Below are 24,435 nucleotides of genomic sequence, written 5' to 3' on the forward strand. Positions count from 1 at the left end.
TTGGCAGGCCCGTTCTCACAGCCAGGGGTCCCCTTCCGCTTTGCGGCGGTCGGCGTGGTCGCGTGCTTGGGCGATGTCGTGGCGTACCTGGGCGGCGAGGAGTTCTTCGCCGGGGCTGTAGCCGGAGGTCAGGTATTGCCAGTGGGAGACGATGAGGGTGGTTTCCTCGTCCAGCTCGGGCTGGTCGTCTGCGGTGCGGGCTTGTTCGGTGCGCCAGGTGCGGCGGATGTCGCGGAGTGCGCCGAGGGTGGTGGAGTAGCGGCGGGATTTGCTGGAGAAGTGGCCTCGGAAGCCGAGCATGTGGGCCCACTTCCAGAGCTTGAGTTCGGCGAATTCGGGGAGGTGGCCGAGGTTCCAGGCGGTGCGGATCATCTGGCGGACGTGGCTGTGCACGGGCAGGTCCGCGATGGGTTCGGACTGGCCGGTGCCCTCGCACTCGTCGCAGAGATCGCGGAAGCCGTCGGGGCCGCGCTGGTAGCCGCGTCCGGTGCAGTGCGGGCAGCGCAGGGAGCGATCTACCGTTCCGGAGTCCTCAGCGCTCTTGGTGGCGTACTTCGCGACGTAGGCGGCCACCTTCTGATCCGTCAGCTCACCATCGCCCAGGGCCGCGATCTCGCGGATGTCGAGCTGATCGCCCCACCGGAGTTCGCGTTCTCCGATGGCGTCGGAAGCCGCAGTGAGTACGACCCGCCCATGTGCTGTCTTGACCGCGTGGGTGAGGGCGTCGGCGGTGGCCCACCGGGGCGGGGGCTCGTTGCTGCCTTCGGGGCCGTCGAGGCGGATCACGGCGTGGAAGTGGACCAGGCCGCGCCGCTGGTACTCGGCGACCTTGGCGAAGGAGACCCGCAGCGCCGCGTTCAGAGCCTTCTGCGTCATGCCGAGGTGGGCGGCCAGCTCACGGCGCAGGTAGGTGGTGAAGCGTGCCCACAGTGCTCCGGCGTGGGCGTTCCAGAGCACGGCGCCGGTGTAGTCGTAGGTGGTCGGGGACAGTGGGGTGCCCAGGGCGGGGTCGTCGGCGGGGTGGCGGGTGCCGCAGCGACAGGGCAGGTTCTCGCCCGCGTCGGTGGTGCGGCGGTTGTGGACCGGCCCGAACGACGGAGCGGTCAGGGTGACGAAAAGGCGCGGGTGCGTGCGCACGGTCTCCGGCACGCTCTTGCCGCCTGAGAGTCCGGCCCGGATCAGGTGGTAGGTGTCGGCTGCGTACAGGCGCGAGCAGGACGGGCAGCGCGAGGAGCGGCGGTTACCGCAGGCGGTCAGCAGCCGCCCGGTGGGCTCATCAGCGGTGCTGTACGCACGGACAACGGTGCCGCTTGCTGTGTCGCGGGTCTCGGTGGAGCCGACGAGCTGAACCGGCCGGGTACAACCGCGGATTCGGCTGATCTGGTCTTGGACGCGGTCGAAGTCGGGGAGGTGGGCAAGTTCGATGAGGTCCCGCAGGGCCAGGCTCGCCACGTGGCGCAGGTCCAGAGGGGCTTTCACGGGTGAGGTCTCCTTTCGAGGAGGAGGGCCCCGGGCAGCACTGGGCCAGGGCTGCGGGTGCTGCCCGAGGACATGACGAATCCGGCCCGGTCGGGGCGGGGGATTTCGGATTGCCGGGACGGCCGGCACGGGGTCAGAGCTGGGCGTGCGCGGCGGTGGCCAGCGGCAGTGCGACGCCGAGGCGGGCCCGGAGCTGGGCCGGGCTGATGGGCTCGCCGTGTTCGGCCCGGTAGGTCTCCGCGATGGTGCGTGCCGCGTTCAGCAGCGGCACGGGCACCGTGACCACCGGGGAAGTCTCCGGCTTCGGCGCGACCGGGGGCGAGACCGGTTCAGGGGCCGGGGCAGGCTCCGGCGCGGGGGCCGGTGCCGTCTCGGCCGGAACGGGTGGCGCGGCCGGGGTCGGGGTGGTGTGGGTGACGGTGTGGAAGTGGCGCAGGAGTTGCGGGCCGACAGCTCCCCAGCCCAGAAGGAGGAGCGGGGCGACCGCGTCCACGGCGGCCCGGCCGTAGTGCCCGGCCACGATCGGTTCGGCGACGTTGAGGGCCAGGGTCAGCAGCCCGGACACGTGCATCAGCCGGGCGGCGGCCTTGATCTGCTCGGCGGGGACGCCGCGCAGGGACAGGTAGCGCAGGGCGACCAGGAGGCCGACGACGGACAGGTCCACCATCGGGGCGATCAGCGGGGCGACCGGGGCGGGGACGCCGAGGCGCAGGGCCAGGGCCCAGACGTTGCCGAAGGAGAAGACGAAGGCCAGGGCCGCGATGATGCCCATGACCACGGTCACCGTGCGCTGAGTGATCCGGTCCTCAGACATAGAGGATTCACCTCCTTCCACGTGTTGTGACGAGCGGGCCAGAGGGACGAGTCAGGCCGCCTCCCGCTTGGTGAGCGGGTCGTCCACCCGCATCGCCGAGGCAGCCAGGTCTTCCAGCAGTTCGGCGGGGTCGCGGGTCAGGTGCGCTGTCTCGGTGGCGATGCGGGCAGCGTCAGCGTCGGCCACGTACGGCGTGCGGATGCGCGCGAAGCCGGGCCGCCCCTGGTGCGCCATGGCCGCCACCCCGACATAGGCAGGGTCCTGGAGCGCGGTCGGGTTGGCGTCGGGCCAGTTGCGGATGTCCTCCCCCAGCGCGACCACGGCCGCTTCAGCGGTCTTCTGGGCGAAGGACAGGCCGACCGGGCACACGTCCCGGATGAAGGTGGGGATGGCATCCCCGGTCGCCTTCTGCGTCGCGATGATCACCAGGATGCCGACGTTACGGCCCTTCTTCACCAGGTCCTCCACCAGCCGCGCGTTCTCCGCAGCCAGCGCGGCGAGCCTCTTCGTCCGCGTGTCCGACCCCTTGTAGTCACGGAAGTAGGTGTGCGCCTCGTCCACGATGAGCACGGTCAACGGCCAGGCCGCCGAGGGCCCGACGTGCCACATGTTCTTCACGCCCAGCAGAGCGCGGATGGACGCCGACCGGTCCCGCCGGAGCCTGACCAACCGCGTGAACAGCGCGTTCGCCTCTTCCAGATCGTCACCGACGAACGCGAAGATCCGCTCGGTCAGATCGGCGTAGTCACCCTCATGGGATGAGGTCACCTTCCCGTCGGCCACCGCGTACTGAACCGCATCGGACGGCGCCGTATCGCAGATGAACCGGTTGACCAGAGACGTCTTACCGAAGCCGGGCAACCCGGCCACAGTCACACCGGGCACGTTGGCCAGGCTCACGCTCACCGGCAGCGCGTACTCATCCACGCCCAGATCCCACACCGCCAAATCCTCCGGCACCGAGCCGGTAGGGATGTGCTCGGTGGGAACGATCAGCGGATCAACCCGCACCCCACGGATCACGAGCTGCCCCGGCTTGTCCGGCAGGACCGAAACCCGCGTGCACCGCCACGCGTCAGCCAGATACGGCGCTGCCTTCTGGAACTCCGCTAGGCCCACCTTGGGCAGGCATACCGCGTGCACCAGCACCCCGTACCGGTCGGCGACCACTCGGATCTTTGGGATCAGAACCCGGGGCTTGGGGACCTTGCCGTCCGGGGCCACGATCACGGCCGGAGGGGTCTTGTCGGTCACTGACAGCCCGACCATCGGGGCCAGCCGACGCCAGCGACGCCGTACGCCGATGGCTTGCCGCATGCTCGCCCGCGTCATCTTGTCGGCACGCACGTAGCGCACCAGCCACCACAGGGCCCATATGCCGATCAGGGCCAGGGCCGCCCCGGCAACAACCGGGGCAGACCCGAACACCTCCTGCACAGTCACAGCACGTCCTTGTTCGTGTAGAGGAATCGGTACAGGGATATCCGCAGTTCCAGCAGGTCACGGCCCGATGTGAGCCGGGGGTAGCCGTGCGACTCGATCACCTTGGCCACGTCGAAGTGCAGACCGTTGGTGAACCGCGAGTCGTCATCCCCGCTCTCCGGCGCCACCGGATAGACCGGCTCAGGGGTGGCGGCCGTCACTTGACCAGCTCCAGCGCCGCCGCCCGGTAGGCCACACCATCGGACAGTTGCCCGTTGAAGAGCCGCGCCCACGGAGTGGCGAACAGCTCCGCCACCCGCACCGGCATGCCCGGCTGGAGACCGCCCGGCAGGCCGCTCTCGGGAACGGTGATCTTCATCTGCTCGGCGCGGCCTTCCTCCATGAGGAAGACGGTCAGGGTGTGCAGGGTCTCCCCGGTGTCCCGGTCGGTGGCGACCTCACCCGTGTTGGGGTCCTTGATCTTCGGCACCGGGAGGGTGCCAGCGATGAACTGGGTGGAGGGCAGCAGCCCCACGCGGATACGCGTCATAGCCATGCTTCTTGCTCCTCTTCGGTCGGTAGCCGCTCGGTGCGGCGCGACCAACAGTGCACTATGTGCGCTAGCGCGTCAAGCACATAGCGCACTCATGCCGTGAGTGAGCTAGCGCACTTCGTGTGGGGGTGGAGGCGACGTGCGTTCTAGTGCGGTGGGTGGGCTAAGCGGGCTACCCTCGTGCTATGAGCCTGCCGAGGGATGCCCACACCCCGCCTTACCGGCTGGTCGCGGACGAACTGCGCCAGCAGATCCGCACCGGCCGCATTAAGCCGGGTGAACGCGTCCCGTCATCTCGCGACCTGGAAGCCAAGTACGACATCGCGAACATGACCGCGAGGTCTGCGCTGCGTGTTCTCCGCGACGAGGGGCTGATCTACTCCACGCCAGGGCGGGGGAACTTCGTTGTTGACCCGCTGCCCCCAGAGTCGGGGGATGGCCTGGGGGCAGACGGGTTGGAAAGTCAGCGGCAGATGCCCAGTGCCGAGTATCTGGAACTCTCTGGCCGATTGGATGACCTCAACGCCAAGGTTGACGACCTCATGGGGTTCCTCCAGCAGCTAGCCAACTTCACCGAGCGTCAGCAGAAGGGGTAGCGGTCAGACCTTTCGGCAATCCGACGAGCCAGCTCCTCCAGCTGGGCAATCTTCTTGTCGAGTTCATCGAGGCGAGCCAGGATCTCCGCCGACTCCTGCGCGTTCATGTGCTCCCCGTTTATGTCGCTTATGTCTGCTCACCTGTTCCGCGCCCGATTTCCGGATCCCGTTGGGACAGCCACGCCCTGTGCACTGATCTCACATGACTCGTGCCTCCCGATCAGGCGTCCGCAGCGGCGGACGGGGGAGGCGCACAAGCAGCTGTTCAGAGTTTCCTTACTGGATCAAGGCGGCCCGCTTGCGCGGGCCGCGCGCGCTGGCGGCCCGTGGCCGCCGCCCGCTCCTGTCTGCCGCCCCGCTCAGCGGCGCCCCCGTGCCACTCAGCGCGCCACCCCGCACCAGCAGCCCACCGACCGCAGTCAGCATCTGGAACAGCTCCCACGGAGCTCCTGCCGACCGCAGTGGACGCGCCGACGTAGCAACACGGCCAAGGCCACATGCCCAGTCCTGCCAGCCGTCGAGGGGCGGCTACGCGGAGCGGTTTACATGACCGGTCGTCCGCCGACTGCGGCCATCGTCGTTGTGCGCGTAGGAACGGCCAGCGGGGAGGGGAGGGGTGCCGGGCCGGGGGTATGTCGATCGTCGGCCCCGGCCCGATACGGCCGGCCGCCGTACTGTCGCCGTCACGGATGCGAGCGCGTGAGCAGACCGAACTGCCCGGTCCTGGCGGGCGGGGAGCGGCTGCTGCCGCGCGGTGGCTTAGGTCGTCGTGGTCGCTCCGCGTCGGTTTCCGTATCGCGGTGGCTGACCAGCGTGTCGTAAACGCTCTGGCAACCGCCACCACAGAACCCGCCACCTCGCATCTGCCTCGCACTCGTCACCATCCCTTTCCTGCGCCTGAACTCACCTGGAAATGGGCGGCGTCGAAACGAGTACGACAACCACCCCGGTACCATCGGCACCGGGGTCCTGACCACGGACTTCCCACCGGGCTACCCCTTGGCCTGCCAGGGTTTTGAGGGGTAGCCCGGTTTTGCGTATGCGGTTGTTCTGCTGTGCGGTCCGACTCCCGGCCTCGCGGATCGTCTGTTGGGCGCGGGCATGGGGAGCCGGACCGCTGACGGCGGACGGGGCAGTGTCCGCCGCTCCTGGGCGTGGTGGGTGACATCCACGAGGCGAACGGGGCGTTGTCCGCCGCGCAGTCACCGCGCCCAGGGAGGGCGGGAGCCGCGGGTCCTTCCCATGGGCAGCAGCTCCCGCCCGGTCTCTAGGTCACCCGTCGCCTTCCTGGGCGAGACCGGAGTTGTTGAGCAGGAACTGACACGTGTAGCCCAAGCTCCGAACGTGCCACTCAGCCGACCGCAAGCCGGAGCCCAGCCCCTGACGCACCTCATGCGGGATGGTGTTCAACCTGCTGCGCTTCGAGTACCAGGCCACAGTGCCCCGGTTCAGACGGTCGATCCGCGTCTCTGCCAGCGGCATCAACGTATGAATGTGCCCCAGCAACGCTGTGTGCAGGTCGCGCAGTTCTTCGTACGGCGGCAGTACCGTCCGCGTCACTAAGGCGTTGACGATCGTCCTCTTGATCTCCTCGACGTCCACTTCGTCTTGCTGCTCGCCTGCGCGTTGCACCGCCGCGCTCATGGCCTTCACCCCGCATGTTTGCTGTCTGTCCGGCCTTAGACATGGTGGGGTTACAGGACGTCCCAATGAAGGCCGCTTAGAGGACTCAAAGAGGACTTCTATGGGACCTGCTAGCGAGGTCAGGAAGGGGAGGGTCCCCAAATGGGCCCTTCAAAGCTACCGTTGGCGGAGCTGACCAGCCCCATCGAAACTGTGAGGAAGTCCAGTGCCCAGGCCAGTGGGAAACGTTCGGCTCAAGGCCGCCCGGCAGGCGGCGGGATACGCGTCTCAGGAAGCGTTGGCGGAGGCCATCCGTAACACCGCTCCTCAGCTCGGCATACGGTCGTTGCAGATCAGCGTGCGCCAGGTCCGCCGCTGGGAGTCAGCGAATCCGCCATGGCCGCAGCCTGACGTTCAGCGGGTATTGACGCATCTGCTGGGCCAGTCCATCGAGGAACTGGGCTTCACCGCGCCGTGGAACGGAACGGGTTCGACGGGGGAGGGTGCCAGTCGACGGCCCGTCGCAGCATCGGGAGCGCCCGCGATCGGACCCGCTCCCGGGCCGTTTCCCACCGCGAGCAATGCCACGCAACCAGCCACTGTGGGCAGTGACTTCGCCGCGATCACGGCCGCTCACCGACGCCTGTACTGGTCCGTGCAGCCCTCCCAACTCCACGCCACCGTTGTGGAGCACACACGTCTGGGCACAGCGCTCATTGGTGAGACGTCCGGCCGCTGCCGTACGGCCCTGGCCGCCGCACTCGCCGAGTCCTACCTTCTGGCCGGACGTATCGACTTCTTCGACCTCCAGCAGCCCAATGCCGCGAACAACGCGTTTGTGCGTGGCCTCCAGGCCGCAGGGGAAGCCGATGACGCGCTCTTGGGAGCGGCGATCCTGGCGCATACCGCGTTCATCCCAGGCTGGGAGGGCCACAGGGAAGACGCCGAAGAGCGCATGTCTGCTGCCCGTGCCTACGCCCGCAGGGGCAACGCCCCCGCGATGATGCTGGCTTGGCTTGACGCCGTTGAGGCCGAGTGCATGACCCGGTGCAACGACACCCGTACGGCGCTGCGCCTGATCTCCCACGCCGAAGGCGTACTGGCCGAAGGCGATACGGACGAGCCATGCCCGGTGTGGATGGATTGGTTCAGCCCCGTCCGCCTCGCCGCGTTCAAAGGCAACACCCAGCTGATCGCCGGACACACGGCCCAGGCCCGGACCACGCTGCTGGGAGTCCTCGACAACCTGCCCGCCGACGACGGCAAGCAGCGGACCATCATCCTCGGCGACCTGGCGGCCGTGGAGGCCGCAGCCGGTAGGCCAGAGGAAGCCTGCCGATGGGCCAACGAAGCGCTCGATCAGCTCAGCGTCACTTGGTACGCCGTCGGCATGGACCGGATCCGCGACGTACGCAAGCGACTGCACGCATGGCGCGACGAACCGTACGTCCGCAGCCTGGACGACCGCATGTACGGCTGGGGAACGACCGTCAGCGCTCTTCAGCGCTGAGACTGGCAACCAGCTCCGGCAGCTCGGCGAGGCTGTGCACACGGAAGGTCGGCACCGCGACAGCATCCGGCTCGTCCCACTGGATCGTCGCCCACGGCCCACGCCGGACCAGCGCCGTCTTCATGCCCACCTTGTCCGCCGGGCGGATGTCGTTGTCCAGCCGGTCACCCACGTAAAGGATCTCCTCGGCCGGGCAGGGAGCCGCGTCCGCTACGTGGGAGAAGAACGCCGGATCGGGTTTGGACACGCCCCAGTCGTCGGACGTGGCGATGAAGTCGGCCGGGAGGTCGAGCGAGCGCAGTATGCCCCCGGCCCGCACGGTCTGGTTGCCCGCGATCCCCACCCACAGACCGGTATCCCGCAGCGCCGCCAGCGTCGGACGGACGTCCGCGTACAGATCGCTGTCATCGAAGTGCTCAGGCTGGCCGGCCTGAGCCCGCTTCTCCCGCTCCTCGTACAGATCGAACCCAGGGCGGAAGACCTGGAACGTCTCGCGGTAGTCCCGACCCTGAGCGATCACAGCGCCGAACGCCGCCGCGAACGTGTGCCGGGGCACCCCCAGCCAATCCGCCCACGTGCCGTACTCGCGCGTCTCATCGACCAGGCACTCACCAACATCGAAAACCACAGCTCGGATCATGATGAGCAGGGTAGGCCAAGCAGAGCGCACGCTGCGTCTTGTGTCTCCGTAACCGTCGCAGTCGGACTCGACCGTGCCAACCGGACCCTGAAGACGCGCCTCTTTTTCATGGCTGCGAAGCAAGTCATCAGCCGAGCTCATTGGCCGTGACCAGTGACGCACAGGGTCTCGACGCCTGCTTTGGCACGGCTGCGTCGGCTGCGGTGCGTCGGTCTGACCGAGTGCGTTCCCGGGAATCGGATCCGTTAGTTCGATTGCGCTCCTTCTAACCCTGGGGGAGGATTTACACGAGCTGGAGCACTGCATAGCGGGTGTTCTACGCCGATCTCAGTAGGGTGGGGGCATGGGGACGGAAGCTCGCGTTTTTGGATCTTGGCGCCTTCGGGGAGGGCGCTATGAACAGCACGGCTTGCCAGTCGAGGTTCTGGCGGAGTTCGGTAGATACGAGCGTTTGGTTATTGACGTCGCCCGGGGCATCTACAAGCAGCGTCATGCTTCGCGGCAGCGTGTGCCGAGGGGGTTCGCTTCCTCGTTTTCGCTGCGTCTTTCAGGGATTCGACCCGGCAGCGTGATTCCGGTTCTTGAACGCATTCCGGGCGATACCGCAGCCCTCTTTGAAGAAATTGACGCCGGGGTATTTGACGAAGCGAGAATGGTAATCCAAGAGACTCTGCGTTCAATTTCGGCAGGAGCGGGGATTCCCCGAAGCTTTCCGCCTCATGCGCTTCGGGAGTTTTCTCACTTCGGAAGGAGTCTGCAAGAGGATGAGTTTATTGAATTCGATGCAGGTACGCCCAGCGCGGCAACCTATTCACAATCGGTTCGTCGTCTAATTCACGAGCAGGCGCGTTTGGATCGGTTTGAGATTGAGACACTTGTATCTGGTCAGGTCACTGGTGTTAGCGCCGATAAAGGTACGTTTGATTTCCGTCTTGCGCGGGGTGGAAGGGTCATCATTGGGCGCTTTGCGTCAGATGACATCGTCGGTGAGTTGAAGCAGTACCTTGATCGATCAACAATGGCACCAACGGTTGCTATAAATGCTGTCGCCATTCAATCGATGGATGGCGACACGCTCGAGATTCGAGATGTGATTTCTATCGAACCTGTGCTGCCCGCTGAGTGGTCCGAGCGTCTAGTTGAGTTGCATGACCTTGAATCCGGGTGGCTGGACGGCGTCGGGGCCCAGGTTGACCGCAAGGTCCTTCGTGAAGTCGAGTCGCTGCTTTTGGAATTTCTTGACACGGGAGTAAGGCGTCCCTATATCTATCCAACTGAGGAGGGGGACGTACAGCTTGAGTGGCCATTTGCGGCCGGAGAGGTCACTCTAGTCGTAACTTCGGATGAGCGGGTGGAAGTTTTCGTATTCTCTAAAGAGAATGATGACGAGCGGGAGCAGTCATTCTCTTGGCGGCAGTTGACTGAGATTGCAGAATTTGTCCATGGGGGGATTGCGGAGTATGGCGACTGATGGCTCAAGCCTTCGTCCCGGGGAATTTGAGATAGTCGATGAGGGGGAGCGGCTCTGGCGTCAGGTTAACCCTGCATGGATCCAAGAGGGACGGGTCACCAGTCAACTATTCAGTCCCACTCCCAAGGACACTGGGGAAGTTTCTGTATGCAGAGCTTCGAAAGTGAGTGCCGAGTCATCCTATGAGCACCACACGGAGGTGCTGGGATACAAGTCGGTCGGCGTCTACTCTGTAGATGTAGTCGAGGTCGAGGACGTGGGACTTCGGGCCGTTGACGATTCCCAGGTCAACGATGGAGACGAGCGTCCGCCAGGGCACTCCTATATCGACTTTAAGTCTGCGAGTGGCAATCAGCGAAAAAAGCGCGCAAGTAAATTGCGCGATAAGGCCGAAAAGCGTGGTTGGCAATATCGCCCGGGGGAACAGTCGTAGGCTGCGTGAGATCTATACGCTTTCGGGATGCGACCTGACCGTCTAAAGCATGGGTTGAGATTCCGCTGTGTGCTGTATGACGCTGCGGATCTCTGGTGGACCATGAAGCCGTTACGGTGCAGGCGAGAGGCCGTTTGCGCAGGTGGAAGTACGACTCCAACCATGCCTACAGCAGAGGCGAAACGAGCGGCTGACAGCAACGATTCCACATGACGCCTGTCGTTGACTCGGCGCAGGCACTCGTCCGGGGCGTCGTCCAAGCGGGCACCGGCACCCTGCCCGAACCTTACGGATCAAGCGCCGCGCAGATCCGACGCTCTCTATGGAGTGGGCGGGGTTACGGAAGCGAGCGTGTGCCTCGCGGCGGTTGTGAACCGCTCGCGTATGCCAGCGCGGGCTTCCTGGTTGCGCTTCAGTTCATCGATGATCGCAGTAGCTTGGTCAAGGAATACGGAAAACCCGTCGCCATCCTCATACGCGCGAGCGATTGCAGCGTTGGCGAGTTCCTGGGCTCGTTCCATGCTCTCGAATATCGCTGCCGCCTGCGGGTCCTCATGGATTGGCCGACCACTTTCGTTTGCCTGCGCCACGAGCTCTTGCATCTGCCTCGTGGTCTCCTCCATAGTCTCCCTAGCCGCTCTCATCGCTGGCGTTGTCTCGTTGGTCATGCGTTCAGTTGCAGCCGGAAGTGTTGATTCTGTTAGCTCCTTGAATTTGGTGGCTATATCTACGTCACGCCGAATGCTGTCGGCGAGCTCTTCCGCCGCCCGGGCTACATCGGCCGGTCCTAGGATGTCGATCCTCCGAGCACGCTCCGCCATGCGGCTGGCAGCTTCCTTTAGCGGGTTGACTCCTGGCGATTCGGAGTCTCCCGGCAAGCCCACGGAGTCAATAAGGCGAAGGCACTCGTCCCAAGCTGCTAGGAAACCCTCGTATGCCTGAAGCCGCTGTTGCCGAAGCCAGTGGGCTTGATCGACTGTGGCTTGATCGTGAACTTGCTGCAAGGTGGCTTGCGCACTGAGCACAGCTCCTTTCTTGGTGGCCCGCGCGGACAGAGCCGCACCGACCACTGTGCCTGCCAGTCCGAACACGGCAGCCACCAGGGCAACCACAAGTTCTCTCATGAAGAGACATCATCGCGACAATGACGGTCGGGTGGAATGGGACGTCCCGTGTACCTGGTTGCGCCGCCCATGCCCCGGTAGCACCCGTCGATGACGGGGCGGTCGGCCACGCGGGCAGCAGCGGCTTGCCCCGGCGGACGCCCGGTTGCGTGGTTCGGGATCCTGAAGCCACGGACCTCACACGACTCCGCCGCATAGTCCCTACCCCGACCAGTCCGGGTCACCGGACACCACATTGTTCGGAACCACCCATGCACGCCCACCAAGACTTCTAAATCAGTGGTCAGCGAGTGCTGTACAGCAGAGAAGTACAGCAACCACCCCAACCACCGTCGATCGACACCGGCCCCAGCCGACCCACTGACCAGCCGGGCAGACCTCAGCGACCGCCCCGCGCGTAGTTCGCATCGAGGGGGTCAGGGGTTCAAATCCCCTCAGGTCCACCGCAGCTCAAAGCCCCCGCCGGGGAAACCTGGCGGGGGCTTTTTGGTGTCCGGTGCCCGTGCGGTGGCGATCAGGTGGAGCGGTTTTCCGCGTTGACCATCCAGGCGTGTTTCTCCAGGGAATCGATGATCGCGTGCAGTAGGTCGGCCGTGGAGGGGTCCTCGGTGTCGACCTGGTCGTGGAGGGTGCGGAGGGTGTCCGCGGTGGCGCGCAGGCGGGCGGTGATGAGGTCGACGACGGTGCTTACGCTCGCCTCGCCCGCCGGGAACGTGGGGAGGGTGGTGGTCGCTGCCACGGTCTCGGAGCGGCCGTCCGGGATGGCGGCCAGGGCGCGCATGCGTTCGGCGATGGTGTCGGCCGACTCGCGGGCGTCGTCCACGATCTGATCCAGTTGAAGGTGGAGGTCGCGGAAGTTGTGGCCGACCACGTTCCAGTGGGCCTGCTTGCCCTGGAGATGCAGTTCGACGAGGTCCACCACGATCTGCTGCAACGCCTGGGCGAGCTGCGGCGAGGCCGTGAATCCGGCGACATCGCTCTCCGAACGTCGGGAACTCCCGGAAGCGGCCATGGTGTGTCTCCTTCGGAAGCGCCGCAGAGCAGACCCCTGGCACAGGAGGCCCGTGTTCGTATGCGATCAAGCCTCAGGGAGGTCTCTCTCCGTCGCCACTCCGCTTGATCCGCTCGGGTACCTGGGGGGGAATGAGTACCCCGCGCGATCCGCGGGCGGCCCGTGCGCGGTTGGGGGGAACGGTGAGCGAGACAGCTTCCGCGGGAACGGGTGCCGACGAGGCGGCAGGCGCCGCGCAGGACCGGAGGGTCCGTACGGTGGCCAAGGTCGGCCTCGCACTGCTGGTGCCCACGGCCGTCGTCAGCATCGTCCTCGCCCTCATGACGCAGCGGGCCACCGATTGCATCGTGGACGGTGACCACTGCTCCTCCATACCCGGCTCGGTGATCTTCGGGTCGTTTCTGGCCTCGGCGGCGTTCGGGGTCTTCGCCGTCGGCTGCCCGCGGGAGCGGCTGCCGTTTCCCTCGGCGCGGTCGTGGGCGGTCGAGCTACAGGGGGCCGCTCAGGTGGTGATGGCGATGCTGCTGCTGGCCTCTCCCTGAGCGTTCGGGAGGCGCGGGGGAGGGTGCGATGTCATGGAATCGTGCTTACCGCGTTCGTGTTTGGTGCGGGCCGGTGGACAGGTGATGGCGCAGGCCAGGGGCACGGGCATAGTAGGTGCCCGGTCCTGTGGCTCCATGGCGTGAAAACGCCGTAGGGCAGAGGACGGCACAGCAGATCACAGCGCAACAACTGCACCACAACAGGGGGATAAGGCTCCATGCCACTCATACGCCGTTCCACCGTGGCGGCCGCGGCCATGACCGCGCTGCTGGTGGTCTCCGCTTCGGCCTGCGGGCCCGGTGACGACGAGTCGGCTTCTTCGTCGAACTCCTCGGCCGCGTCCACCGGGCAGCAGGCCAAGGACGGGATCAAGCTGCCCGATGGCGTCCCGACGAGTCTGGACGACCTGAAGAAGTGGAAGGAGGGCGGCTGGAAGGACTGGGACAAGTGGGCCCGCAAGGCATCGGAATTCGCCAATCCGATCATCAAGAACTTCTGGCAGCCGTCCAGGATGGCCAAGGCGAAGGACTCGTCGCACACCGTCTCCACGCAGAGCGCCGGCCAGGACCAGGCGGCCACCGACCCCGAGCCGCCCGCCGTGCCGGCCAAGCAGGTTTCGCGGCCGTACCACCAGAACATGGCGCCGGTCGGGAAGGTGTTCTTCGACGGCCCCGAGGGGCCGATGGTGTGTTCCGGGACGGTCATCGACGACCCGGCCCACCCGGGGAAGTCCAACCTGGTGTGGACCGCGGGCCACTGTGTGCACTCCGGCAAGCAGGGCGGCTGGATGCGCAACATCGTGTTCGTGCCCTCGTACAACGACAACGGACTGCCGGCCGAGCAGACCCAGTCGGCGGCGCAGAACGAGGTCAGCCCCTACGGCGTGTGGTGGGCGGACTGGTCGCAGACCTCGTCCGAGTGGATCGCGAACGGCGGTAAGACCGGCGGAGTGGGGTCGGCGTACGACTTCGCGGTGCTGCATCTGAAGCCCGAGAACGGCGGCGGCAAGTCGTTGCAGGAGACGGTCGGGGCCTCGGTGCCGGTGTGGTTCGGGGCGCCGTCGGCCGACCAGGTGAGCTCGATCGGCGCGTACGGCTACCCGCAGGCCCCGCCGTACGACGGGGCGAAGATGTTCAACTGCACCAGCAGGCCGGGCCGGCTGTCGTTCTCGCCCACCTCGCCGACGATGTACCGGATCGGCTGCTCGATGACCGGCGGGACCTCGGGCGGTGGCTGGTTCGTCAACCACGGCGGTAAGACGGTGCTGGTGTCCAACAGCTCGATCGGCTCGTACGGGCACACCTGGCTCGCCGGGCCGCATCTGGGGGCCGAGGCCAAGGGCGTGTTCGAGGCCATCAGCAAGAAGTTCGCCGGTCAGGGCTGACCGGGGCGCGGAGACGCGACAGGTGTTACGGGGCCCGCTCCGCGTTCCGGAGCGGGCCCCTCGTCATGGGCTTACGGGTGCGCCCGTAAGCCCATCCGTGAGGTCCGTTGTGCCCGCCTCACCCGTGGCGTCCGTAAGGAGCTTGGCGTAGCAACGGCTGCTCTCCTCGAACCGGTAGAGCCCGAACTTGGTCACCGGCGCGTAGCCGGACGAGGTGTACAGCGCGATGGCCTCGGGCTGCTCGGTGCCGGTCTCCAGAACCATCCGCACCCGCCCCGCCTCCCGCGCGCTGTCCTCCAGCGCCGCGAGGATCCGCCGGGCCAGCCCCCGCCCGCGTGCCGAGCGCACCACGAACATCCGCTTGATCTCGGCGTCCCCGTCCTCGTAGCCCTCCTCGTTCCGCTCCTGGCTGCGCCAGCCGCCGCTCGCGACCGGGGTGCCGTCCGTGTCGTACACGATGAGATAGAGGCCGTGCGGCGGGTCGAAGTGGGCCGGGTCCATATGCGTCAGATCGCCCTCGCCGTAGCGCTCGGCGTACTCCACCTGCACTTCCGCGTCGAGTTTGCGGGCGTCAGGGTGATCGTAGCGAATGACTCGAACGTCCATGCGACGGATCGTACTTCCATGCGGGGGGAGGGGCCGTTGTTTTTGTCGCGTATCGTGCCGGGCGTGCTCACCGTGACGACCGTGAATGTGAACGGGCTGCGCGCCGCCGCCAAGAAGGGCTTCATCTCCTGGCTGGACGGCACCGCGGCCGATGTGGTGTGCCTCCAGGAGGTGCGCGCCGAGCCCAAGGAACTGCCCGAGGCGGTGCGCGAACCCGATGGCTGGCATGTGGTGCACGCCCCAGCGGCGGCCAAGGGCCGGGCCGGGGTGTCGGTGTACGCCCGGCGCGAGCTGGAGGGCGTCCGGGTCGGCTTCGGATCGTCCGAGTTCGACGGCAGCGGCCGCTATGTGGAGGTCGATCTGCCGGGCGTGACCGTCGGCAGCCTGTACCTTCCCTCGGGCGAGGTCGGCACGGACCGCCAGGACGAGAAGGAGCGCTTCATGGCGGAGTTCCTTCCGTATCTGAAGGAGCTGCGCGAGCGGGCGGCGGCCGGTGGGCGCGAGGCGCTGGTGTGCGGCGACTGGAACATCGCCCACCAGGAGGCCGACCTCAAGAACTGGAAGGCCAACCAGAAGAAGTCCGGCTTCCTGCCGGAGGAGCGCGCCTGGCTGGGCAGGGTCTTCGAGGAGGCGGCGTACGTGGACGTGGTGCGCGCCCTGCACCCGGACGTCGCGGGTCCCTACTCGTGGTGGTCCTACCGCGGCCGGGCCTTCGACAATGACGCGGGCTGGCGCATCGACTACCAGATCGCCACCCCGGGGCTCGCCGGGCGCGCGGTCAAGGCGGTCGTGGAGCGGGCGGCCGCCTACGACCAGCGGTGGAGCGACCACGCCCCGGTGACGGTGGCCTACGGCCCGGCTCACTGAGGTTCGCGGGGGCAGCGGTCCTGTGGGTTCGCCGCCTCCGGGGGCTCATCGGCCCCGCGGGCTCACTGGCCCGTCCTCCCCGGGGCCGCTGACCCGTACGTCCCCGGGCTCTCTGACCCGTACCTCCCCGCAGGCTCACTGGCCCCCGGAGCGACCCCCGGAGGGCCCCCTGGGCGGGGCCTCGCCCAGCTCCGCCCGCATTCGGCGGTTCATGGCCATCGTCAGCTCGGCGTCCACCACGCTGGTGGCCAGTGGCCGCAGCCGCTCCATGGTCTCGCCGACGTCCTCGCCGCGCTCCATGGCGTCCGCCAGCACATGGGTGCGCAGCAGTGTGACGAAGGTCTCGGCGATCGCGTCCACATGCTCACGCACCTCGCGCGCCGCGCCGAGCACGGCGGCCAGTGGGACGCCCTGTTCGACCAGGGTGTGTGAGACGTCCAGCAGGCGGCGGCTGAGGTGGACGATCTCGTCGCCGTCGACGGCCAGATAGCCGAGGTCGAGGGAGGTGCTGAGGTTCTCCGGGGTGACCTCGCCCTGGAAGTAGTCGGCGAGGGCCTCGGGCCTGAGCCGGACCGGGGTCTCCGCGGGCCAGGACGCGGCGGCGCCGGGCAGTCCGAGCAGCTCGCCGACGTCTCGGCGGCCGCTTTCGAAGGCGGCGAGCAGCTCGGCGATCCCGCCGAGGGTGTGGCCGCGTTCCAGCAGCGCCGCGATCGTCCGCAGCCGGGCCAGATGGTGGTCGTTGTACCAGGCGATCCGGCCCTCGCGGCGCGGCGGTGGGAGCAGCTTGCGCTCCCGGTAGAAGCGCAGGGTGCGCACGGTGATCCCGGCCTTCTCGGCCAGTTCCGCCATGCGGTACTCGCGTACCTCGTCCGCTTCGCTCGTCGCCACGAGGGAAGCCTATGCCGAAGCCCATGCCGAGGCCGGTCAGGTGCAACCGCCGGTAACTAAGTTATCCACAGCCCCTACCGCTTGGTAGATCCCTGTCCTACGCTCCCATCGTGCCAGTGATTGCTGGCGCGGTCGTATTCGCGTTCGTGGAAGGCGGCGGCATGGCTGGGCTGACGCATGAGCATGTACGGGTGGCGGTGATCGGGGCCGGATTCGGCGGGCTGGGGGCGGCGGTGCGGCTGCGCCGCGCGGGCATCACGGACTTCGTGGTGCTGGAGCGCGCGGACGCGGTCGGCGGCGCCTGGCGGGACAACACCTATCCGGGCTGTGCCTGCGATGTCCCGTCGCATCTGTACTCCTTCTCTTTCGCGCCCAACCCCGACTGGCCGCGGAACTTCTCCGGTCAGCCCCATATCCGCGCCTATCTGGAGCGGGTCGCCGACACCTTCGGGCTGCGGCCGCACCTGCGCTTCGGCGCCGAGGTGCGGTCCCTGCGCTGGGACACCGAAGCGGTGCACTGGGAGGTGGAGACGGCGCGGGGCTCGCTGACCGCCGATGTCGTGGTGAGTGCCACCGGTCCGCTCGCCGATCCCCGGATCCCCGACGTCCCGGGGCTCGACGGCTTCCCCGGTGCCGTCTTCCACTCCGCGCGCTGGGACCACACCACCGATCTGCGCGGCAAGCGCGTGGCGATGATCGGCACCGGCGCCTCGGCCATCCAGATCGTCCCCGCCATCCAGCGCGAGGTCGGCCGGCTCACCCTCTTCCAGCGCACCCCGCCCTGGGTGCTGCCGCGGATGGACCGCCGGATCAGCGGCCTCGAGCGATGGCTGCACTCGAAGATCCCGGCCACCCGGTCGCTGCGCCGCGGGGTGCTGTGGGGCATCCGGGAGCTCCAGGTCGGGGCCTTCACCAAGCGGCCGGGCGAGATGCGGTTCGTCGAGCGGCTGGCCGGCGCCCATATGCGACGGGCCATCAAGGACCCGGGGCTGCGGGCGGCGCTGACCCCCGACTACCGCATCGGCTGCAAGCGCATCCTGCTCTCCAACGACTACTATCCGGCGCTCGCCCAGCCGCATGTGGACGTGGTCCCGACGGGGTTGAGTGAGGTGCGCGGCAGCACTCTGGTCGGTGCCGACGGCACCGAGACCGAGGCCGACGTGATCATCTTCGGCACCGGCTTCCATGTGACCGACGTCCCCATAGCCCAGCGGGTGACCGGGGCGCGCGGGACGACGCTCGCGGAGGAGTGGAAGGGCGGGATGGAGGCGCTGCGCGGCACCAGTCCCGCGGGTTTCCCCAACTTCCTGACCATCATCGGGCCCAACACCGGCCTCGGGAACAGCTCGATGATCCTCGTCATCGAGGCGCAGCTGGCCTATATGGCCGACTATCTGCGCCAGTTGGACACCCTCGGCGGCAAGGTCGCGCTGGACGCCCGGCCGTCGGCGGTGCGCGCCTACACCGACATGATCCAGGAAAGGATGGCACGCACGGTGTGGAACACCGGAGGCTGTGACAGCTGGTACCTCGACAACGGCCGCAACACCACCCTGTGGCCCGGCACGACGTCCGAGCTGCGAAGGGTCACCCGACGCGTGGACCTCGCCGAGTACACGGTGGTGCGGCCGCGCACCGGGCCGGTCAAGGCCACGGTGTCCACGGCCGGTGCGGGGAGGGGATCGCGGTGAGGCGGGTCCCTTCGCCGCCCCCTTCGCCGCCCTCGGGGCCGTACGCCCCGCCCGTGCCGGAGCGCGAGCTGACGGTGGTCTCGGCCGACGGCAGCCGGATCCACACGGAGCTGCACGGGCCCGAGGGCGCCCCGGCCGTCGTGCTCGCGCACGGCTGGGTCTGCTCCACGGCCTTCTGGGCCCCGGTGGTGCGCGCACTCTCGACCGACCACCGGGTGATCCTCTACGACCAGCGCGGCCATGGCCGCAGCCCGGCCCCAGGGCCCGGCGGCTACAGCACCGAGGCCCTGGCCGACGATCTGGTGGCGGTGGTGGAAGCGGTCATTCCGCTGGGTCGGCGGGCCGTGCTGGCGGGCCACTCCATGGGTGCGATGACGCTGATGGCCGCCGCCGACCGTCCCGTGTTGCGCGAGCGTGCGGCCGCCGCGGTGCTGTGCAGCACCGGTGCCGCACGGCTGATGGAGCGGTCTCGGGTGGTGCCGCTGCGCTCCCCGCGGGCGCGGGCGCGGGTGCACCGCCTGCTGCTCGGCTCACGCGCCCCGCTGGGCCCGGTCACGCCGCTCTCCAAGCGGCTGGTGCGGTACGTCACGATGGGCCCAGGCGCCGACCCGGCCACGGTGGAGGTGGCCGCGCGGATCCTGCACGCCTGCCCCCGCGTCGTACGCGCCGGGTGGGGCCGGGTCCTGGCCGCCCTCGAACTGGACGCGCGGATCGGCCAACTGACCATGCCCACGGCCGTCATCGTCGGCACCGCCGACCGGCTCACCCCGACCGAGCACGCCCACGCCCTCGCCGCCGCGCTGCCGCACTGCACCGGTCTGACCGAGCTCCCGGGGCTCGGCCATATGACCCCGCTGGAGGATCCCGAGGCGGTCACCGGGGTGATCCGCGGCCTGGTCGAGGAGTACGGGACATCCCGGGGAACCGATCCCACAGCCCCTCAGGAATCCCAAGTGGAAGCGAAGGAGCAGACGGCATGAGTGCGCGCAGGGGCCTTGAGGGCCAGGTCGCGGTGGTGACGGGTGCGGCGCGGGGCGTCGGCGAGCTGCTCGCCCGCAAGCTCTCCGCACGCGGCGCGAAGGTCGCCCTGGTGGGCCTGGAGCCCGAGGAGCTGAAGCGGATCTCGGAGCGGCTGCCCACCGACTCCGCCTACTGGCACGCCGATGTCACCGACACCGAGGCGATGGCACGGGTGGCGGAGGAGGTCGTGGCGCGGTTCGGCGCGGTGGACATCGTCTGCGCCAACGCGGGCGTGGCCCAGGCCGGTCCGTTCCTCGACACCGATGAGACGGCCTGGCGGCGCGTGATCGAGGTCAATCTGCTGGGCAGCGCCACCACGGCCCGTGCCTTCCTGCCCGCGCTGACCGCGAGCCGCGGCTATCTGCTCCAGATCGCCTCGCTCGCCGCGATCGCGCCCGCGCCCATGATGACGGCGTACTGCGCGTCCAAGTCCGGGGTCGAGGCGTTCGCCCACAGTCTGCGGGCCGAGGTGGGCCACCGTGGGGTCCGGGTCGGCGTGGGCTATCTGAGCTGGACGGACACCGATATGGTGCGCGGCGCCGACCGCGACGAGGTGATGCGCGAGCTGCGGCAGCGGCTGCCCTGGCCCGCGGGCCGCACCTATCCGCTGGGCCCGGCGGTGGAGCGGCTGGTGGCGGGCATCGAGCGCCGGTCGGCGCATGTGTACGCGCAGTGGTGGTTGCGCGGTATGCAGTCGATGCGCGGCTATCTCCCGGCGTTCATCCATGCCGTGGGGCGGCGCGAGATGCGCCGCGCCGAGCCGCGGCTGGCGGCGACCCGGGAGGAGCGGGGCGGTCTGGTGGGCGAGGGCGGCGCGGCGGACGAGAAGGCGCGCACGTCGGGCACCGTGGGCACGGAGCGTCACCAGTAACGCTCCGTCAACCGCCCTGACCTGCGTGTTCTTCGACTCCTCCGGTCCGGAATGCGGAGAAAGTCAGTGCGTGTAACTCTTGTCGGGCCCGACGCCATTCACCCGATGAGGAGTGACACATGGGCCCCAAGGACCAGTCGAACGAGAAGGCTCAGCAGGCCAAGCGGAAGCAGCAGGGCGGGCGGAGCCAGGAGCCGCGGCGCGGTCAGCAGACGCAGTCCGGTCAGCAGAGGCAGTCCGGTGAGCGCATGCAGTCCGGTGAGCGCATGGAGGAGCGCTCCCGCCGGGAGCCCGGGCAGGAGCAGCGCCGCGGCCGTCAGGACCGGCCGGAGGCCCAGGGGCAGTCCCAGCGGATGGGCCGTGAGCGCCGTCAGCCGGGCATGGGCGACGAGATGATGGACCAGGAGCCCTTCGAAGAGATGTGACGCACCGAGGGCGGCACAGAGGGCGGGAGGGGTGTATCCCCATGGTCGACCATGGGGATACACCCCTGCGCCTGCACCCTCACTCCCCGTTGCGTGGTGGCAGTTGGGGGCGGCGCAGGTCGGGGACGTCCGAGTAGTCCGGTGGGGTCGCGGCCGGATGCCGCTCCAGCAGATCGAGCGCCGTACGGACGGCGACCCCGAGTTGTGGATGGCGGCCCTCCGCCCAGTCCACGGGGGAGCGCGGCGCCTCGATGTCCGGCTCCACACCGTGGTTCTCCACGCCCCAGCGGTAGGCGTCGAACCACGCGGCGTTCATCGGCACCGTGATCGACGTGCCGTCGCCGAGGCGGTGACGCCCGGTCATCCCGACCACCCCGCCCCAGGTGCGCAGCCCCACCACCGGCCCGATGCCCTGGATCTTGAAGGCCGCGGTGATCATGTCGCCGTCGGAGGAGGTCGCCTCGTCGGCGACGGCGACGATCGGCCCGCGCGGCGCGTTGCTGGAGTACGACACCGGCTGGGCGTTGCGGGTCAGGTCCCAGCCCATGACCTTGCGGGTGAGCTTCTCCACCACCAGCTCGCTGATGTTGCCTCCCGCGTTGCCCCGGACGTCCACGATCAGCGCGGGCAGCGACATCTCGCGGCGTAGATCGCGGTTGAACTGCGCCCAGCCGGAGCCGCCCATGTCGGGGATGTGGAGATAGCCGCACCGCCCGTCGCTCAACTCCCGCACCACGGACCGGCGCTGGGCGACCCAGTCCTGGTAGCGCAGCGGCCGGTCGTCAATCAGCGGGGAGACCGCGACCCGGCGCGGCGGCCCCTCGCCGTCCGGCGACTCGAAGGTCAGCTCCACCGTCGTGCCGCCCGCGGCCGTCAGCAGCGGATACGGGCCGGCCACCGGGTCCACCGGGCGCCCGTCGACATGGGTGAGCACGGCGCCGTCCCGGATGCCCAGACCGGCCAGCGGCGAGCGGGCCCGGGAGTCGGAGGACTCACCGGGCAGGATGCGGGCCACCGTCCACCGCCCGTCCTTGGGCAAGCGGGTGAGGTTGGCGCCGAGCAGTCCGATGGGGCGCTGGTAGTGGGACGGCCCCTCGTTGCGCCGGGCGGCGCTGACGTAGGCGTGCGAGGTGCCCAGCTCGCCCAGGGTCTCGCGGAGCAGATCGGCGAACTCGTCGGGCGAGGCGACCCGTTCGACCAGCGGACGGTACTGGTCGAGCACCCCGTCCCAGTCGACACCGCACATCCCCGGGTCCCAGTAGTAGTGGCGGGTGATGCGCCCGGCCTCGTCGTACGCCTGCCGCCACTCGGCCGCCGGATCGGCGGTGTGCTGGATCCGCCGCATGTCGAGGTGGACCGTCGAGTCGCTGTCGCCCGACTCGGTGGCGGGCATCGCGCGCAGATCGCCGTCGTCGTAGGCCACCAGCCGGGTGCCGTCGCCGCTGACCACGAACCAGTCCAGCTCACCGGTGAGTTCGGTGCGCTTGGCCTTCGCCAGGTCGAAGTGTTCCAGGGTGGGGCGGCTCGAGGTCTCGCCCGGGTTGGCGAACGTCTCGCCGAGCACACCCGAGATCGGCCAGCGCAGCCACACCAGCCCGCCGCCGCTGACCGGGCTCAGCGAGGAGTACTTGGACGCGGAGACGGGGAAGGCCGTGACCCGGCTGGCCAGCCCCTCCACCTCGACCGTCACCGTGCCGTCGCCGTCGCCCTCGCCCCCGCTGACGTCCGGGTCAAGACCGCCCGCCGCCGGGCGCCCCTCGGGGGACAGCGCGAAGGGCGAGGGGGTGGCGGAGGACAGCGGTACGAGATAGGGCCGGCAGCCCAGCGGGAAGGAGAGATCGCCGGTGTGCACGTCGTAGACCGGGTCGAAGCCGCGCCAGGAGAGGAAGGCGAGATAGCGGCCGTCGCTGGTGAAGACCGGCTCCTCGTCCTCGAACCGCCCGTTGGTCACATCCACCACGGACCGGTCGGCCAGCCGCGCGATCTTGATCGAGCGCAGGGTGCGCCCTATCCCGGGGTGGGACCAGGCGAGCCAGGCCGAGTCGGGGGCGAAGGCCAGGTCGCCCACCGGGCCGTTGTCCGACCGGATCAGCTCGGTGACCTCGCCGTCCCCGTCGGGTGAGGTGTCCACCAGCAGCAGCCGCCCGTCGCCCGCGGCGACCGCGAGCAGGTCGCCGTCCGGTGAGGGCTCCAGCTCGTGCACCCGGCCCAGCCGGCCGGCGGCCAGCCGGCGCGGCTCGGTGGGGCCGCTGGCCCGGGGCAGATGCGCTATCTCGATGGCGTCCTCGCCCTCCGCGTCGGTGAGGTAGGCGACCCGGCCGGTCGAGCCCAGCATCACGGGCAGCCGCACCCGGACGCCCGGGGTGTCGGCGAGGGTGCGGGCGGGGCCGTCGCGGTGGGTGAGCCAGTACAGGCTGCCGCGGACGCACACCGCGCTGGCCCGGCCGGTGGTGTCCACCGACAGCGAGTCGATGTGCGAGGCGGCGGGCACCTGGTAGGGCCGCCGCCCGGTGCGCGCCCCGCCGAGCCGTACGTCCAGCCTGCGCGGTTCGCCGTCCGGGCTCAGGTCGTCCACCAGCCACAGCTCGCCCGCGCACTGGTAGACGACGCGGGAGCCGTCGGTCGAGGCGTGCCGGGCGTAGAAGTCGGCGTGGTCGGTGTGGCGGCGCAGATCGGTGCCGTCGGGCAGACAGGAGTAGAGGTTGCCGATGCCCTCGTGGTCGGAGAGGAAGGCGATCCGGCCGCCGACGAACATCGCCGCGTCCAGATGCCCGTTCAGCTTCTCCACGAGCCGGGTGCCGTGCAGCCACAGCCGGCCCATCGCCCCGCCCCGGTAGCGCTTCCAGGTGGCGGGCTCGTGCGGCGGCTTGCCGGTGAGCAGCAGGGTGCGGCGCTCGCCGTCGAGGTCGGCCACCGCGATGTCGGCCACCGGCCCCCAGGGCAGCCGCCCGCCGGGGCTGCCGTCGGTCGGCAGGCTGTAGGCCCAGGAGAAGTGGGAGAACGGCTGCTCATGGGAGGAGACCGCGAGGATCTGGGAGGCGCCGTCCTGGTCCGGCGGGGTCCAGCCGCACACCGTGGCGTCCGTGCTGCCCCAGTAGGTCAGCCGGCGGGCCGGGCCGCCGGCCGAGGGGACGAGATAGATCTCCGGGTCGAGGCTGCGCCAGGTGGTGAATGCGATCTGGGAGCCGTCGGGGGAGAAGCGGGGAGGTCCGACACGGGTCCGGTCCGCGGTCAGCCGCCACGCTCGCCCGGGTGGCTCACCCGAGGCGGTCAGCGGGGCGACCCACAGATCGTCCTCGGCCGCGAAGCACAGCAAGTCGCCGTGCAGATGCGGAAATCGCAGGTACGCCTGGTCGTCGTCGCATGCGTAAGGCTCCACCCCACCCATGTTTTCGAGCTACGCCATTCGGAGCAACTCGGTTGTGTGACCGAGACCACGAGCGAAACGGCGTAGTTTCGATAG

23 protein-coding genes are annotated in these 24,435 nt (G+C 68.7%); 10 read left to right on the forward strand and 13 right to left on the reverse strand.

Annotation, left to right across the window (positions count from 1 at the left end):
* Positions 1 to 15: 15 nt before the first annotated feature.
* From KHP12_RS31060 to KHP12_RS31080, 5 genes are all read right to left on the reverse strand, one after another.
* The gene (locus tag KHP12_RS31060) at positions 16 to 1,479 is read right to left on the reverse strand and encodes a replication initiator (protein WP_210609744.1); all 1,464 of its coding nucleotides are present in this window, start codon (positions 1,477 to 1,479) and stop codon (positions 16 to 18) included.
* A gap of 133 nt (positions 1,480 to 1,612) precedes the next feature.
* The gene (locus tag KHP12_RS31065) at positions 1,613 to 2,293 is read right to left on the reverse strand and encodes a DUF2637 domain-containing protein (protein WP_211833952.1); all 681 of its coding nucleotides are present in this window, start codon (positions 2,291 to 2,293) and stop codon (positions 1,613 to 1,615) included.
* A 51-nt stretch (positions 2,294 to 2,344) separates the two neighbouring features.
* Positions 2,345 to 3,736: an FtsK/SpoIIIE domain-containing protein gene (locus tag KHP12_RS31070; RefSeq protein ID WP_086882487.1), complete on the reverse strand. Its 1,392-nt coding sequence runs from the start codon at positions 3,734 to 3,736 to the stop codon at positions 2,345 to 2,347.
* Positions 3,733 to 3,936: a hypothetical protein gene (locus KHP12_RS31075; protein ID WP_086882488.1), complete on the reverse strand. Its 204-nt coding sequence runs from the start codon at positions 3,934 to 3,936 to the stop codon at positions 3,733 to 3,735. The genes KHP12_RS31070 and KHP12_RS31075 overlap by 4 nt, the downstream gene beginning before the upstream one ends.
* Positions 3,933 to 4,271 carry an SCO3933 family regulatory protein gene (locus KHP12_RS31080; protein WP_086882489.1) on the reverse strand — a complete coding sequence of 113 codons (339 nt, stop codon included), beginning with the start codon at positions 4,269 to 4,271 and terminating at the stop codon, positions 3,933 to 3,935. The genes KHP12_RS31075 and KHP12_RS31080 overlap by 4 nt, the downstream gene beginning before the upstream one ends.
* A 182-nt stretch (positions 4,272 to 4,453) precedes the next feature.
* Here KHP12_RS31080 and KHP12_RS31085 point away from each other — a divergent pair, with 182 nt between their 5' ends.
* Positions 4,454 to 4,864 carry a GntR family transcriptional regulator gene (locus KHP12_RS31085; protein ID WP_086882490.1) on the forward strand — a complete coding sequence of 137 codons (411 nt, stop codon included), beginning with the start codon at positions 4,454 to 4,456 and terminating at the stop codon, positions 4,862 to 4,864.
* On the opposite strand, the gene KHP12_RS52520 is transcribed toward KHP12_RS31085, so the two are convergent.
* On the reverse strand, positions 4,849 to 4,971 hold the full coding sequence (locus KHP12_RS52520) for a hypothetical protein (protein ID WP_276328647.1): 123 nt from the start codon (positions 4,969 to 4,971) through the stop codon (positions 4,849 to 4,851). The two genes, KHP12_RS31085 and KHP12_RS52520, sit on opposite strands and share 16 nt — an antisense overlap.
* Before the next feature lie 1,165 nt (positions 4,972 to 6,136).
* A complete protein-coding gene (locus tag KHP12_RS31090) occupies positions 6,137 to 6,508 on the reverse strand; it encodes a DUF6415 family natural product biosynthesis protein (protein WP_086882491.1) in 372 nt (123 codons plus the stop codon).
* Positions 6,509 to 6,713: 205 nt separating this feature from the next.
* Here KHP12_RS31090 and KHP12_RS31095 point away from each other — a divergent pair, with 205 nt between their 5' ends.
* Positions 6,714 to 7,997 (forward strand): helix-turn-helix domain-containing protein, encoded by a 1,284-nt coding sequence (locus KHP12_RS31095; RefSeq protein WP_086882492.1) that lies wholly within the window; start codon positions 6,714 to 6,716, stop codon positions 7,995 to 7,997.
* Here the strand turns inward: KHP12_RS31095 and KHP12_RS31100 are convergent.
* Positions 7,978 to 8,637, reverse strand: a complete 660-nt coding sequence (locus KHP12_RS31100) for an HAD family hydrolase (protein ID WP_211833953.1) — start codon at positions 8,635 to 8,637, stop codon at positions 7,978 to 7,980. The two genes, KHP12_RS31095 and KHP12_RS31100, sit on opposite strands and share 20 nt — an antisense overlap.
* A 343-nt stretch (positions 8,638 to 8,980) precedes the next feature.
* Between KHP12_RS31100 and KHP12_RS31105 the strand changes: the two genes are divergently transcribed.
* Positions 8,981 to 10,108 carry a hypothetical protein gene (locus KHP12_RS31105; RefSeq protein ID WP_211833954.1) on the forward strand — a complete coding sequence of 376 codons (1,128 nt, stop codon included), beginning with the start codon at positions 8,981 to 8,983 and terminating at the stop codon, positions 10,106 to 10,108.
* Positions 10,109 to 10,861: 753 nt separating this feature from the next.
* Here KHP12_RS31105 and KHP12_RS31110 read toward each other — a convergent pair.
* Both KHP12_RS31110 and KHP12_RS31115 read right to left on the reverse strand, forming a co-directional pair.
* A complete protein-coding gene (locus KHP12_RS31110; protein ID WP_211833955.1) occupies positions 10,862 to 11,665 on the reverse strand; it encodes a methyl-accepting chemotaxis protein in 804 nt (267 codons plus the stop codon).
* Between the two features lie 514 nt (positions 11,666 to 12,179).
* Positions 12,180 to 12,677 (reverse strand): Dps family protein, encoded by a 498-nt coding sequence (locus KHP12_RS31115; protein WP_086882493.1) that lies wholly within the window; start codon positions 12,675 to 12,677, stop codon positions 12,180 to 12,182.
* Positions 12,678 to 12,859: 182 nt separating this feature from the next.
* On the opposite strand from KHP12_RS31115, the gene KHP12_RS31120 reads away from it, so the two are divergent.
* Both KHP12_RS31120 and KHP12_RS31125 read left to right on the forward strand, forming a co-directional pair.
* Positions 12,860 to 13,219, forward strand: coding sequence for a hypothetical protein (locus tag KHP12_RS31120; protein ID WP_143678053.1), 360 nt, complete (start codon positions 12,860 to 12,862; stop codon positions 13,217 to 13,219).
* Positions 13,220 to 13,437: 218 nt separating this feature from the next.
* Positions 13,438 to 14,604, forward strand: a complete 1,167-nt coding sequence (locus tag KHP12_RS31125) for a trypsin-like serine peptidase (protein WP_086882495.1) — start codon at positions 13,438 to 13,440, stop codon at positions 14,602 to 14,604.
* 63 nt (positions 14,605 to 14,667) lie between these two features.
* Here the strand turns inward: KHP12_RS31125 and KHP12_RS31130 are convergent, their stop codons facing one another.
* Entirely contained in the window at positions 14,668 to 15,210 is a 543-nt protein-coding gene (locus tag KHP12_RS31130; RefSeq protein ID WP_086882496.1) for a GNAT family N-acetyltransferase, read from the reverse strand.
* 63 nt (positions 15,211 to 15,273) lie between these two features.
* On the opposite strand from KHP12_RS31130, the gene KHP12_RS31135 reads away from it, so the two are divergent.
* Positions 15,274 to 16,077 (forward strand): exodeoxyribonuclease III, encoded by an 804-nt coding sequence (locus KHP12_RS31135; RefSeq protein WP_037948396.1) that lies wholly within the window; start codon positions 15,274 to 15,276, stop codon positions 16,075 to 16,077.
* A 135-nt stretch (positions 16,078 to 16,212) separates the two neighbouring features.
* Here the strand turns inward: KHP12_RS31135 and KHP12_RS31140 are convergent, their stop codons facing one another.
* The gene (locus KHP12_RS31140; protein ID WP_086882497.1) at positions 16,213 to 16,965 is read right to left on the reverse strand and encodes a MerR family transcriptional regulator; all 753 of its coding nucleotides are present in this window, start codon (positions 16,963 to 16,965) and stop codon (positions 16,213 to 16,215) included.
* Between the two features lie 161 nt (positions 16,966 to 17,126).
* On the opposite strand from KHP12_RS31140, the gene KHP12_RS31145 reads away from it, so the two are divergent.
* The 4 genes from KHP12_RS31145 (at position 17,127) to KHP12_RS31160 (ending at position 20,972) form a co-directional block, all read left to right on the forward strand.
* Entirely contained in the window at positions 17,127 to 18,656 is a 1,530-nt protein-coding gene (locus KHP12_RS31145; protein WP_086882498.1) for a flavin-containing monooxygenase, read from the forward strand.
* 53 nt (positions 18,657 to 18,709) lie between these two features.
* Positions 18,710 to 19,636 (forward strand): alpha/beta fold hydrolase, encoded by a 927-nt coding sequence (locus KHP12_RS31150; RefSeq protein ID WP_244202891.1) that lies wholly within the window; start codon positions 18,710 to 18,712, stop codon positions 19,634 to 19,636.
* Positions 19,633 to 20,547 carry an SDR family oxidoreductase gene (locus KHP12_RS31155; RefSeq protein ID WP_211833956.1) on the forward strand — a complete coding sequence of 305 codons (915 nt, stop codon included), beginning with the start codon at positions 19,633 to 19,635 and terminating at the stop codon, positions 20,545 to 20,547. Before KHP12_RS31150 ends, KHP12_RS31155 begins: the two co-directional genes overlap by 4 nt.
* 119 nt (positions 20,548 to 20,666) lie before the next feature.
* A complete protein-coding gene (locus KHP12_RS31160; protein WP_037948236.1) occupies positions 20,667 to 20,972 on the forward strand; it encodes a hypothetical protein in 306 nt (101 codons plus the stop codon).
* Between the two features lie 79 nt (positions 20,973 to 21,051).
* On the opposite strand, the gene KHP12_RS31165 is transcribed toward KHP12_RS31160, so the two are convergent.
* Positions 21,052 to 24,351, reverse strand: a complete 3,300-nt coding sequence (locus tag KHP12_RS31165; RefSeq protein ID WP_372455239.1) for a S41 family peptidase — start codon at positions 24,349 to 24,351, stop codon at positions 21,052 to 21,054.
* Positions 24,352 to 24,435: the final 84 nt, after the last annotated feature.

The organism is Streptomyces asiaticus, assembly GCF_018138715.1.
Taxonomy (GTDB): domain Bacteria; phylum Actinomycetota; class Actinomycetes; order Streptomycetales; family Streptomycetaceae; genus Streptomyces; species Streptomyces asiaticus.

Coding starts and splice junctions, on each gene's coding strand:
- KHP12_RS31065 (WP_211833952.1), bottom strand. CDS start 2,293: ATGTCTGAGGACCGGATCACTCAGCGCACGGTGACCGTGGTCATGGGC.
- KHP12_RS31080 (WP_086882489.1), bottom strand. CDS start 4,271: ATGGCTATGACGCGTATCCGCGTGGGGCTGCTGCCCTCCACCCAGTTC.
- KHP12_RS31085 (WP_086882490.1), top strand. CDS start 4,454: ATGAGCCTGCCGAGGGATGCCCACACCCCGCCTTACCGGCTGGTCGCG.
- KHP12_RS52520 (WP_276328647.1), bottom strand. CDS start 4,971: ATGAACGCGCAGGAGTCGGCGGAGATCCTGGCTCGCCTCGATGAACTC.
- KHP12_RS31090 (WP_086882491.1), bottom strand. CDS start 6,508: ATGAGCGCGGCGGTGCAACGCGCAGGCGAGCAGCAAGACGAAGTGGAC.
- KHP12_RS31100 (WP_211833953.1), bottom strand. CDS start 8,637: ATGATCCGAGCTGTGGTTTTCGATGTTGGTGAGTGCCTGGTCGATGAG.
- KHP12_RS31105 (WP_211833954.1), top strand. CDS start 8,981: ATGGGGACGGAAGCTCGCGTTTTTGGATCTTGGCGCCTTCGGGGAGGG.
- KHP12_RS31110 (WP_211833955.1), bottom strand. CDS start 11,665: ATGAGAGAACTTGTGGTTGCCCTGGTGGCTGCCGTGTTCGGACTGGCA.
- KHP12_RS31115 (WP_086882493.1), bottom strand. CDS start 12,677: ATGGCCGCTTCCGGGAGTTCCCGACGTTCGGAGAGCGATGTCGCCGGA.
- KHP12_RS31125 (WP_086882495.1), top strand. CDS start 13,438: ATGCCACTCATACGCCGTTCCACCGTGGCGGCCGCGGCCATGACCGCG.
- KHP12_RS31130 (WP_086882496.1), bottom strand. CDS start 15,210: ATGGACGTTCGAGTCATTCGCTACGATCACCCTGACGCCCGCAAACTC.
- KHP12_RS31145 (WP_086882498.1), top strand. CDS start 17,127: ATGGCTGGGCTGACGCATGAGCATGTACGGGTGGCGGTGATCGGGGCC.
- KHP12_RS31155 (WP_211833956.1), top strand. CDS start 19,633: ATGAGTGCGCGCAGGGGCCTTGAGGGCCAGGTCGCGGTGGTGACGGGT.
- KHP12_RS31160 (WP_037948236.1), top strand. CDS start 20,667: ATGGGCCCCAAGGACCAGTCGAACGAGAAGGCTCAGCAGGCCAAGCGG.